General features: G+C 57.2%; 7 protein-coding genes and 3 rRNA genes. 3 read left to right on the top strand and 7 right to left on the bottom strand.

All coding sequences use genetic code 11. From position 1 onward, the window contains the following. Positions 1 to 4 precede the first annotated feature (4 nt). The 7 genes from rrf to argH all read right to left on the bottom strand — a co-directional run bounded on the left by rrf (position 5) and on the right by argH (position 9,434). Positions 5 to 121: ribosomal RNA gene (gene rrf, locus BN1241_RS03935) — 5S ribosomal RNA — on the bottom strand. A gap of 147 nt (positions 122 to 268) precedes the next feature. Next, positions 269 to 3,359, bottom strand: a 23S ribosomal RNA gene (locus BN1241_RS03930). 332 nt (positions 3,360 to 3,691) lie between these two features. Continuing rightward, a 16S ribosomal RNA gene (locus BN1241_RS03925) occupies positions 3,692 to 5,221 on the bottom strand. Together the 16S, 23S and 5S rRNA genes form the textbook arrangement of a ribosomal RNA operon. A gap of 386 nt (positions 5,222 to 5,607) precedes the next feature. Then, on the bottom strand, positions 5,608 to 6,870 hold the full coding sequence (tyrS, locus tag BN1241_RS03920) for a tyrosine--tRNA ligase (RefSeq protein ID WP_054952388.1): 1,263 nt from the start codon (positions 6,868 to 6,870) through the stop codon (positions 5,608 to 5,610). A 29-nt stretch (positions 6,871 to 6,899) separates the two neighbouring features. Further along, entirely contained in the window at positions 6,900 to 7,373 is a 474-nt protein-coding gene (locus BN1241_RS03915) for a hypothetical protein (protein ID WP_054952387.1), read from the bottom strand. A gap of 2 nt (positions 7,374 to 7,375) precedes the next feature. Then, the gene (locus tag BN1241_RS03910; protein ID WP_054952386.1) at positions 7,376 to 8,026 is read right to left on the bottom strand and encodes a DNA-3-methyladenine glycosylase; all 651 of its coding nucleotides are present in this window, start codon (positions 8,024 to 8,026) and stop codon (positions 7,376 to 7,378) included. Continuing rightward, a complete protein-coding gene (gene argH, locus BN1241_RS03905; RefSeq protein WP_054952385.1) occupies positions 8,019 to 9,434 on the bottom strand; it encodes an argininosuccinate lyase in 1,416 nt (471 codons plus the stop codon). The genes BN1241_RS03910 and argH overlap by 8 nt, the downstream gene beginning before the upstream one ends. A gap of 189 nt (positions 9,435 to 9,623) precedes the next feature. Between argH and argF the strand changes: the two genes are divergently transcribed. Genes argF through BN1241_RS03890 form a run of 3 tightly spaced genes read left to right on the top strand, consistent with a single transcriptional unit; the run spans position 9,624 to position 11,760 of the window. Further along, positions 9,624 to 10,610 (top strand): ornithine carbamoyltransferase, encoded by a 987-nt coding sequence (gene argF / locus BN1241_RS03900; protein ID WP_054952384.1) that lies wholly within the window; start codon positions 9,624 to 9,626, stop codon positions 10,608 to 10,610. After that, a complete protein-coding gene (locus BN1241_RS03895) occupies positions 10,607 to 11,449 on the top strand; it encodes an MFS transporter (RefSeq protein WP_054952383.1) in 843 nt (280 codons plus the stop codon). The genes argF and BN1241_RS03895 overlap by 4 nt, the downstream gene beginning before the upstream one ends. 35 nt (positions 11,450 to 11,484) lie before the next feature. Further along, positions 11,485 to 11,760, top strand: coding sequence for an MFS transporter (locus tag BN1241_RS03890; protein ID WP_054952382.1), 276 nt, complete (start codon positions 11,485 to 11,487; stop codon positions 11,758 to 11,760). Positions 11,761 to 11,824 lie beyond the last annotated feature (64 nt).

Here is an 11,824-nt window from a genome sequence, read left to right as displayed (position 1 = left end):
TAAATGGCGGCGGTGTCCTACTCTCCCACACCCTCCCGAGTGCAGTACCATCGGCGCTGGTGGGCTTAGCTTCCGGGTTCGGAATGAGACCGGGCGTTTCCCCACCGCTATAGCCACCGCCAAAAACACGGAGCAATACAGCAAACAACAATATTTAGTTACATGACGTGTTACCACGGGCCCGAGTGGGTTGGGTGGTAACCATACAGTGGACGCGAACAACAGGTTCGTTACAAACATCGAGCACAACATTTTGTTTTCTACAGTGTTGTGTAATCTATTTGGCCATTAGTACCAGTCAGCTCCACACCTTACAGTGCTTCCACATCTGGCCTATCAACCCCATAGTCTTTAGGGGGCCTACACCAACCCCGAAGGATTGGATGGAAACCTCATCTTGAAGCAGGCTTCCCGCTTAGATGCTTTCAGCGGTTATCCCTTCCGAACGTAGCCAACCAGCCATGCACCTGGCGGTACAACTGGCACACCAGAGGTTCGTCCGTCCCGGTCCTCTCGTACTAAGGACAGCCCTTCTCAAGTTTCCAACGCGCGCAGCGGATAGGGACCGAACTGTCTCACGACGTTCTGAACCCAGCTCGCGTACCGCTTTAATGGGCGAACAGCCCAACCCTTGGGACCTACTCCAGCCCCAGGATGCGACGAGCCGACATCGAGGTGCCAAACCATGCCGTCGATATGAACTCTTGGGCAGGATCAGCCTGTTATCCCCGGGGTACCTTTTATCCGTTGAGCGACGGCGCTTCCACAAGCCACCGCCGGATCACTAGTTCCTGCTTTCGCACCTGCTCGACTTGTCAGTCTCACAGTCAAGCTCCCTTGTACACTTGCACTCGCCACCTGATTACCAACCAGGCTGAGGGAACCTTTGAGCGCCTCCGTTACCATTTAGGAGGCAACCGCCCCAGTTAAACTACCCACCAGGCACTGTCCCTGAACCAGATCATGGTCCAAAGTTAGATGTGCAATACGACCAGAGTGGTATTTCAACAGCGACTCCACACCAACTAGCGTCAATGCTTCACAGTCTCCCACCTATCCTACACAAGCCGCACCGAACACCAATACCAAGCTATAGTAAAGGTCCCGGGGTCTTTCCGTCCTGCTGCGCGTAACGAGCATCTTTACTCGTCGTGCAATTTCGCCGAGTTCGTGGTCGAGACAGCGGAGAAGTCGTTACGCCATTCGTGCAGGTCGGAACTTACCCGACAAGGAATTTCGCTACCTTAGGATGGTTATAGTTACCACCGCCGTTTACTGGGGCTTAAATTCCCAGCTTCGCCCACACAAGGTGAGCTAACCAGTCCTCTTAACCTTCCAGCACCGGGCAGGCGTCAGTCCGTATACATCGTCTTACGACTTCGCACGGACCTGTGTTTTTGATAAACAGTCGCTTCTCCCTGGTCTCTGCGACCCTCGCCCCTAACACGCAAAGTGTTTCAAGGCTCAGGTCCCCCTTCTTCCAAAGTTACGGGGGCATTTTGCCGAGTTCCTTAACCACGATTCTCTCGATCGCCTTAGTATTCTCTACCTGACTACCTGTGTCGGTTTCGGGTACGGGCGGCTAGTCCCTCACGTCGAGGCTTTTCTCGGCAGTACAGGATCACCCTACTTCCCCAAAATAATGGGTCATCATCAGACCTCACCCACATGTTTCCCGGATTTGCCTAGGAAACGGGCTGCGTCCTTAAACGTGCCAAGCCATAAGACACGCGGTGGCTACCTCTCTGCGTCACCCCTGTTAACACGCTTGCCTACCGTAAGATCAGGTCCCACGCGCACCACCACCAACACCCGAAGGCATCAGCGGTAGCTTGGGTGGTTAGTATCCCTCACCTCAGCATTGAACGGTCCTTCGCCGGTCACCAGAATATCAACTGGTTGTCCATCGACTACGCCTGTCGGCCTCGCCTTAGGTCCCGACTAACCCAGGGCGGATTAACCTGGCCCTGGAACCCTTAGTCATTCGGCGGACGGGTTTCTCACCCGTCTTTCGCTACTCATGCCTGCATTCTCACTCGTCACCATTCCACCAACGCTCACGCCCTGGCTTCACCACAATGACGACGCTCCCCTACCCAACAACCACGAAGGCTGTTGCCATGGTTTCGGCGGTGTACTTTAGCCCCGCTACATTGTCGGCGCACAATCACTTGACCAGTGAGCTATTACGCACTCTTTCAAGGGTGGCTGCTTCTAAGCCAACCTCCTGGTTGTCACTGCAACTGCACATCCTTTCCCACTTAGCACACGCTTAGGGGCCTTAACCGATGGTCTGGGCTGTTTCCCTCTCGACTACGAAGCTTATCCCCCGCAGTCTCACTGCCACGCAAACGTAACCGGCATTCGGAGTTTGGCTGACGTCAGTAACCCGGTGGGGCCCATCAGCCATCCAGTAGCTCTACCTCCAGCACGCTACACGCAACGCTGCACCTAAATGCATTTCGGGGAGAACCAGCTATCACGGAGTTTGATTGGCCTTTCACCCCTACCCACAGGTCATCCCCTCCTTTTTCAACAGAAGTGGGTTCGGGCCTCCACACGCTCTTACACGTGCTTCACCCTGCCCATGGGTAGATCACCCCGCTTCGGGTCTAGAGCATGCGACTCAAACGCCCTATTCAGACTCGCTTTCGCTACGGCTACCCCACACGGGTTAACCTCGCCACACACCACTAACTCGCAGGCTCATTCTTCAAAAGGCACGCCATCACCCCAACAAAGGAGGCTCTGACGGATTGTAGGCGCCCGGTTTCAGGTACTATTTCACTCCCCTCCCGGGGTACTTTTCACCATTCCCTCACGGTACTATCCACTATCGGTCACTAGGGAGTATTCAGGCTTACAAAGTGGTCTTTGCAGATTCACACGAGATTCCACGAGCCCCGTGCTACTTGGGTGGCATATCCAGAGCGCATCATGCAGTTTCATCTACCGGGCTCTCACCGTCTACGGCCCTGTTTCCCACCAGGTTCAACTACCACACAACACACATCCCGACCCATTACGGCAGGCCGACAATACACTCCCACAACACCGCATGCGCAACGCCCGTAAGCTATCACACACACACGGTTTAGCCATCATCCGCTTTCGCTCACCACTACTCACGGAATATCTCTTCCTACGGGTACTGAGATGTTTCACTTCCCCGCGTTCCCCCCACACACCCTATACATTCAGGTGCGGGTAACCCACCATAACGTGGGCCAGGTTTCCCCATTCGGACACCCTCGGATCACAGCTTGTTTGCCAACTCCCCGAGGCTTATCGCAGGCTACAACGTCCTTCTTCGGCTCCCAGTGCCAAGGCATCCACCGAACGCCCCTACAAAATTACACAACAAAAAACAAATACTAGAACTCTTCAATTCACAACAAACCAAAGATGCTCGCGTCCACTATACAGTTACCAAACAACCCACCCACACAACACAAACAAGAACACAATCCCGCCCGCGTTGCAGAGCACCAGGGCTGCTAACCCCAAACCCCAACAGCATGCCGTTTCCCGTTTAAACCATTAACTTTTGCAAATTGCACTTGTTTCGGGTGCGAATCAAGAACGCACCACAACTATCCCATCGGCAGGAACATCGCCACCACCAGCCACCACCACACCACAAAGGCATAGTGAAATAAGTGTCCAGTGGATTTCGGGAAAAACTCCCTAGAAAGGAGGTGATCCAGCCGCACCTTCCGGTACGGCTACCTTGTTACGACTTCGTCCCAATCGCCAGCCCCACCTTCGACCGCTCCCCCCACAGAAGTGGTTAGGCCACGGGCTTCGGGTGTTGCCAACTTTCGTGACGTGACGGGCGGTGTGTACAAGGCCCGGGAACGTATTCACCGCAGCGTTGCTGATCTGCGATTACTAGCGACTCCGACTTCATGGGGTCGAGTTGCAGACCCCAATCCGAACTGAGACCAGCTTTAAGGGATTCGCTCCGCCTTACGACTTCGCAACCCTCTGTACCGGCCATTGTAGCATGCGTGAAGCCCAAGACATAAGGGGCATGATGATTTGACGTCATCCCCACCTTCCTCCGAGTTAACCCCGGCAGTCTCTCGTGAGTCCCCAACCAAATGCTGGCAACACGAGACAAGGGTTGCGCTCGTTGCGGGACTTAACCCAACATCTCACGACACGAGCTGACGACAACCATGCACCACCTGTACACCACCCCGAAGGCTGCCCCATCTCTGGAACATCGCAGTGTATGTCAAGCCTTGGTAAGGTTCTTCGCGTTGCATCGAATTAATCCGCATGCTCCGCCGCTTGTGCGGGCCCCCGTCAATTCCTTTGAGTTTTAGCCTTGCGGCCGTACTCCCCAGGCGGGGCACTTAATGCGTTAGCTACGGCGCAGAACAAAAGCCCCACACCTAGTGCCCAACGTTTACGGCATGGACTACCAGGGTATCTAATCCTGTTCGCTCCCCATGCTTTCGCTCCTCAGCGTCAGTTATAGCCCAGAGACCTGCCTTCGCCATCGGTGTTCCTCCTGATATCTGCGCATTCCACCGCTACACCAGGAATTCCAGTCTCCCCTACTACACTCAAGCCTGCCCGTACCCACTGCAAGCGCGGAGTTAAGCCCCGCGTTTTCACAGCAGACGCGACAAGCCGCCTACGAGCTCTTTACGCCCAATAATTCCGGACAACGCTCGCGCCCTACGTATTACCGCGGCTGCTGGCACGTAGTTAGCCGGCGCTTCTTATACAGGTACCCTCAACCACACAAAAATATGGCCTTGTTCCCTATCGAAAGAGGTTTACAACCCGAAAGCCGTCATCCCTCACGCGGCGTCGCTGCATCAAGCTTGCGCCCATTGTGCAATATTCCCCACTGCTGCCTCCCGTAGGAGTCTGGGCCGTATCTCAGTCCCAGTGTGGCCGGTCACCCTCTCAGGCCGGCTACCCGTCGAAGCCTTGGTAGGCCATCACCCCACCAACAAGCTGATAGGCCGCGAGCCCATCCCCCACCAAAAAATCTTTCCCACAACCACCATGCGGCAGAAGCAGAATATCCAGTATTAGACCCAGTTTCCCAGGCTTATCCCGAAGAAGGGGGCAGGTTACTCACGTGTTACTCACCCGTTCGCCACTAATCCACACCTAGCAAGCTAGGGCTTCATCGTTCGACTTGCATGTGTTAAGCACGCCGCCAGCGTTCGTCCTGAGCCAGGATCAAACTCTCCGCAAAAAACAGAAGAATCCGAAAACAGACTCAATAAAAAATACAAAACAAAGAAATCAACAAAAAAACAATAAAAACAAAAAACGACACACTATTGAGATTCAAAACAAGCAACCCACACCCATTGGAATGACTGGTATTCCGCCGAAAGGGGCGTTTCACGAGCTTAGTACCTGCGGATCTCTCCGTCAAGTTCTGTGTCCGAGGTAACTCGGCCAACTCACTCGGCTTTGGGGCGCGTTCAACCCAGGAAGTTTTTCCTGATCGGTTTTCCGCATCCCCGCGGCGAGATATAACTTTACGGATCCGACACCATTAGGTCAATTCCGTTGAGGGTGAGGCGCGCCACCATCGTGCTTTTCGTTGATATGACGCACTTTCATCTCATCAGCTTAGTTTTCTAGACGGCCAACGGCCAGGTTCTTCTTGCCCTTGCGTACGAGAACCAGTCCCCCGGGAAGAATCTGTTCTTGCGCGATAACTGCTTCCGGATCTTCCACCTTGACGGAGTTGATCGAAAGTCCGCCTGCCGAAATAATACGCCGCGCCGCACCCTTACCCTTTTCAAGTCCAAGTGCTTCGACCAGGTCCACGACGGGCATGCCCACCGTCACAGGAGCAGACGGCAGTTCAGCGACTGCGTCACGGAGGGTGGCGCCGTCCAGGTTGGTAGGGTTGACCTTTCCGAAGAGAGCAGCCGATGCTTCCTTGACGCGTTCGGTTGCTTCTTCTCCGTGCACAAAGGTGGTGACTTCATCTGCCAGGCGGCGCTGTCCGAGGCGCAGGTAAGGCTTCTCGACGGATTCGGCGACGATCGCATCAATCTCGTCGAGGTCAACAAAGGTGAAGACCTTGAGGAGTCGCTCCACATCAGCATCGGCGGTGTTGAGCCAGAACTGGTAGAAGGCGTACGGGCTGAGCATGGTGGGGTCGAGCCAAATAGCTCCACCTTCGGTCTTGCCGAATTTGGTGCCATCGGACTTTGTGATGATCGGCGAGGTCAGGACGTGGACGGACTTTCCCTCAGTCTTGTGGATGAGGTCCATACCGCCCACGAGGTTGCCCCACTGATCATTACCACCGGTTTGGAGGACGCAGTTGTAGCGGCGGTTGAGTTCGAGAAAGTCGTTGGCCTGGAGGATTTGGTAGGAGAACTCGGTGTAGGAGATTCCTTCATCCGAGGCCAGGCGGCGGGCCACCGTGTCCTTGGCGAGCATCGTTCCCATACGGAAATACTTTCCGAGTCCGCGGAGCAGATCGATGGCGGACAGTTCCGAGGTCCAGTCAAAGTTATTGACGATCCGTGCCCGGTTCTCGCCATCGAACTTGAGGAAGCCGGAGAGCTGACCTGCCAGCTTGTCGGTCCATTCCTTCACCTGCTCTTCCGCATTGAGGGTGCGTTCGCCCGAATCGCGGGGGTCACCGATGAGTCCGGTTGCTCCGCCAACGAGAACGAGCGGGTTGTGTCCCGCGTTCTGGAGGTGCCGCATGAGAATGACGGCGACGAGGTGTCCGTGGTGCAGGGAAGGTCCGGTCGGGTCGAAGCCGCAGTAATAGGTAATCGGTCCCTCGTCCATTGCCGCCCGCAGCGCATCAATATCCGTGTGCTGAGCGATCAGGCCCCTGGCCTGCAGCTCATCGAGAATGTGGGACACGTGTTTTACCTTTCCTTTTCCAATGTTTCTTACAAAGTATGCCACGGAGCCTCATCTGCTCCGTCGTCAATCTCATCGAAGATAAGGGACCATAGGCGCTCCCCGACCTCGTCCGGAAGCTTTGTACCCGACTGCCTGGGTGCCCACTGAACGGAAGGGCCAAGGATCTTCAACTCTGTCATTGACAGTGGATCCTCCAGATCGATGACTTCTCTCATCTCAATATCCACGTAGCCAGTTTCGACGGTCCTGGCCTCCGGGTTCCAGTGCGGGCCCAACTGAACCACAGACGTCACAATGCATGCACCGACTAGGCCGCGGGGATCGGAACCAACCTTGACGATGAAACCTCGGTCGCCGGGAGTGATTCCGTTCCTTCTGTTGCCCGTGTTCCATCTGCTCGCCGGGTATATCCCCTGGGTGATCTTCGGTTCCCACTCCGCCCAATCCGGGTACGGATCGTAGGCAAGGTTGGGGTTCACGAGGAAGAGGAAGTATGCCATCGCTACTTCCGCGTCTTTCCCGGCCGGTACGCACTAACGTGACGATCCCCAGGGATCCAGTACCGCCACGAATACTCGTCGCTACCCCCGGGACCGGAGACGCCTACCCTGGGACCGGTCACGTAATCGACCGGCTCAGACGCTTGAGCGAGATGAAGGGGAAGACGTTCGTCTCCGCCGGAGGCCTGTCTCGGTGGGCCTGGGGCAAGAAGATCGGACGGCTCCACATCACTTGAATGCACAGTGAGCGCCGCTCCGTTGTAGCGACCATCAATCCCCAGTGCTTGGGCGAGGCGGGCCGGCCCACGTGCGAGATCCCGGTCGGTTCGTGCCGCTACTCTGCGGCTGCGTGCCAGCTCGAGTCCGCTCGTGACTTCGCCGGCACGAATGAGGACCGCGCCCGCGGTGCCTTCCGGCCAGCACACGATATTCATTGCCCAGTGCATGCCGTAGCTGAAGTACACGTACACGTGCCCGGGTGGTCCAAACATGACTGAGTTGCGAGGGGTTTGCCCGCGGTAGGCATGCGAACCGGGATCGACGCTGCCCCGGTAGGCCTCCACCTCAACGATTCTGATCGCGACGTCCGTGACCAGGGTGGCACCCAGCAGTGCGGGCGCCACCTCGCACGGATCCGCGAGCAGATTAAGCACTCTGGTTCGTAAACTTCCGCAGTCGGGACAGTTCGGTGCTTGCCTGCTGAAGCTGTTCGCGCACTCGGACGGGGGCGGTGCCACCGATTCCATCACGGGAGGCAACCGAGCCTTCGACGGTGAGGACAGATCGGACGTCCGGAGTCAGCCTCTCGTCGATGTCAGCAAAATCGGCGTTGCTCAGCTCGTGGAGTTCGATCCCGCGCTCTTCGCACACACGCACGCAGGCTCCGGAGATTTCGTGAGCATCACGGAAGGCAACGCCCTCCTTAACGAGCCATTCGGCGATGTCGGTGGCAAGCGAGAATCCCTGGGGTGCCAGCTCCGCCATCCGCTCATAGTTCAAGCTCATAGTTGCGATCATGCCAGTCATGGCGGGCAGCAGCGCATCGAGAGCGTCAACCTGATCGAAGATCGGTTCCTTGTCCTCTTGGAGGTCACGGTTGTACGCGAGCGGGAGAGCCTTGAGTGTCGAGAGGAGACCAGTCAGGTCGCCGATCATGCGGCCAGCCTTACCGCGAGCCAATTCCGCCACGTCTGGATTCTTCTTCTGCGGCATGATCGACGATCCGGTCGAATACGAGTCATCGAGGGTGACGAAGGAGAACTCCTTCGTGTTCCAGATGATGACCTCTTCCGAGATCCGGGAGAGATTAACTCCGATGAGAGCAAAGATGAAGGAGTATTCGGCAGCGATGTCGCGGGACGCCGTTCCGTCGATCGAGTTCACGGTCGGGGAATCGAAACCAAGCTCTTCAGCGATCGCCTGCGAATTCATCGAGAGAGTGTTGCCCGCGAGCGCACCCGAACCATAGGGAGAGATCGCTGCCCTGCGGTCGGCATCTGCCAGGCGTGCCACGTCCCGAAGTAGTGGCCATGCGTGAGCAAGCAGGTGGTGGGCGACAAGAATGGGCTGTGCGTGCTGGAGGTGGGTGCGTCCGGGCATGATCGCATCCCCCGCACGTTCCGCCTGGCCAATGAGCTGCTCGACCAGGTCGAGGACGCGGTTACCGATGCGACGGGATTCGTCACGGAGGTACATGCGGATGAAGGTGGCGATCTGGTCGTTGCGTGAGCGACCCGCGCGGAGCTTCCCTCCAAGGTCCCCCGCCCTCTCAAGCAGTCCCCTCTCCAGTGCCGTGTGCACGTCTTCGTCGGCTTCGGCGGGAACGAACGCACCTGAGGTGACATCTGCTTCGAGCTGGTCGAGTGCGGCAATCATGTCGGTCACCTCAGTGTCTGTGAGGAGGCCTGCTCGCCCGAGTTCTCTCGCGTGTGCACGGGAACCCGCAATGTCGTAGCGGGCAAGTCGCCAGTCAAAGTGAGTGGACTTGGACAGGTGTGCGAGAGCATCGGCTGGGCCGCCAGCGAAGCGGCCACCCCAGAGGGCGAGTTGATTGTCGGTCATAGAACCATCTTGCCTCACCAACGGGCACGGTCCGCAAGTCTGCTGACGATTCGCGTTTGACGTCTCACGCATCATGATCTGGCTCTGTTCCGATTCTGCTTCGCTCCTCGACTAGCCACGTGCAGGATCCCAATGTAGGAAGGGTGGGATGGCATGTGATGCTTGCCGGTTGGTGTCTAGAATTGCGGCATGACTTTTTTGACGGGGCAACATTTTCTGAAGGAATCCGATTTCACTCCCGAGCAGTGGCTCTCACTGATTGGGCTGTCGGAGCAGTTGAAGCAGGAACGAGCCTCCGGAACCGAGGTGCAGCGCCTTCAAGGTAAGGCCATCGCCCTGATCTTCGAGAAAACCTCGACAAGGACCCGCGCAGCATTCGAGGTTGCTGCAATCCATCAGGGTGCGGGCACGACGTTCCTTGATACCTCTTCCTCGCAGATCGGGCACAAGGAGTCGATCGAGGATACGGCCAAGGTGCTGGGTCGCATGTACGATGCGATCCAGTTCCGTGGGGACCGTCAGGCGGATGTGGAGCTGCTGGCGGCGAATTCTGGGGTGCCCGTCTACAACGGCCTGACCGATGATTGGCATCCCACGCAGATGCTGGCCGATGCTCTCACGATTCGCGAACACGTGAAGAAGCCGTTCTCGGAGGTCGTGTCGGTCTATGTGGGCGATGCTCGGTTCAATACAGGCCGTTCTTTCCTTGTCTCCGCAACCCTGCTCGGTCAGGACGTCCGCATCGTCGCCCCCGCCGGCTTTGAACCGCCCGCCAACGTTGTTGAACTCGCTGAAGAGATCGCTGCCGGCACCGGTGCCCGCATCACCATCACCGATTCCTTGGATGCGGTCGAGGGTGCGGATGCTGTCTCGACCGATGTGTGGGTGTCAATGGGAGAGAAGAAGGACGTGTGGTCCGAGCGAATTGCCGCTCTCCTCCCTTACCAGGTCAATGCGGGCCTCATGGCGAAGGCACCGGGGGCGATCTTCATGCACTGCCTTCCCGCATTCCACGATCAGGAGACGTCCGTGGGTCGGGACGTGTTCAACTCGTTTGGTGTGGCCGAGCTCGAGGTGACGGATGAAGTCTTCCGTTCCCCCGCATCCGTTGTGTTTGATCAGGCCGAGAACCGCCTGCACACGATCAAGGCAGTCATGGTGGCCACGCTTTCGTGAATCCCCTGCGGGCACTCGCGGCCCCCGTCTATATTCCGTCGCTCATCTATTCGATCGGTAACGGAGCCCTGCAGCCAGTGATCGTGCTCGCCGCCCTCGATATTGGGTTTGGTGATGCTGGATCGTCGGCCGTGCTGGGCGTGGCGGGGGTTGTTGGTGTGTTCACCGCCCCGGTCCTCGGTTCCTTCATTACGAAGGTTGGGGACCGGCGCTCCCTCATCATCGCGTCGATCCTGGCACTCGTCGCTCTCGCCCTGTCAGGCAGTGCACTCTTCTTTGGTGATTCCACCTACGCGAAGACCGCATTCATGACCGACATCGTTGCTCTCGCCATATCGCTCAATGTGTGGACTCTCGCGAGGCAGGCCTATATCGCTGACACCCTGCCGGGCATGTGGCGCGGTCGAGGACTTTCCATGCTGGGCGGCTTACTGCGCATTGGCGTACTCGTGGGACCACTCCTTGCCACGGGTCTCATTGCGCAGTGGGACCTCGGCTCCGTCTTCACTCTCAACGCCATCACAGTCGCGACTGCTCTCGCCCTCATCATCCGTTACCTCGTTCCCATTTCGATTGATTTCGAAGAGTCATCCGAGAGTTCTCGAGACTTACGAGACTTAACAGGACAACGCGGCTCGTCCAAGCAGCGCGACACATCAACCCAGGCAGATCCGGAGCAGGTGACGGCGGAAACCAAGTTCGGGACTGAAGCCGCCTCCGAAAACAACGATCAACCGTCCTTGACACTGGCAGCAACGCGGACCATGACGATGCGTCTCCTGCGAATGCTCAAAAAGAAGAACTGGCGAGTGCACGCGGTGAGGAACCGGCAAAAGTAACGAATGTACCGAGTATATCGGGTGGGTCCGCAGGTGTGCCCCCTCCGGATTTACGTTCTACCGTCATTGCCGGGATCGGCATCACGTCCCTCACGATTCTTCGTGCCAATAAGAACGTCATCATTCCGCTCTGGGGAACCGCCCTTGGTCTCAGTAACGAGGTCGTGACACTCGCCTTCGCTGCATACGCCCTCATCGACACGATCATGTTCCATCCCGCTGGGAACCTCGCGGATCGAAAGGGTCGCCTGTGGGCTCTGCTTCCTTCTCTCATCATCATGTCGCTTGCGATCATCCTCATGGTCTCGTAATCGACGGTCGCCGGATTCTTTGTTGGTTCTATCCTGCTCGGCTTCAGCAATGGATTCGGTTCCG

The organism is Flaviflexus massiliensis (genome assembly GCF_001375495.1).
GTDB lineage: Bacteria > Actinomycetota > Actinomycetes > Actinomycetales > Actinomycetaceae > Flaviflexus > Flaviflexus massiliensis.
The sequence above is the reverse complement of the archived record's forward strand: the minus strand, read 5'-3'. Positions and strand labels throughout refer to the sequence as shown.

Coding starts and splice junctions, on each gene's coding strand:
- BN1241_RS03915 (WP_054952387.1), bottom strand. CDS start 7,373: ATGGCATACTTCCTCTTCCTCGTGAACCCCAACCTTGCCTACGATCCG.
- argF (WP_054952384.1), top strand. CDS start 9,624: ATGACTTTTTTGACGGGGCAACATTTTCTGAAGGAATCCGATTTCACT.
- argH (WP_054952385.1), bottom strand. CDS start 9,434: ATGACCGACAATCAACTCGCCCTCTGGGGTGGCCGCTTCGCTGGCGGC.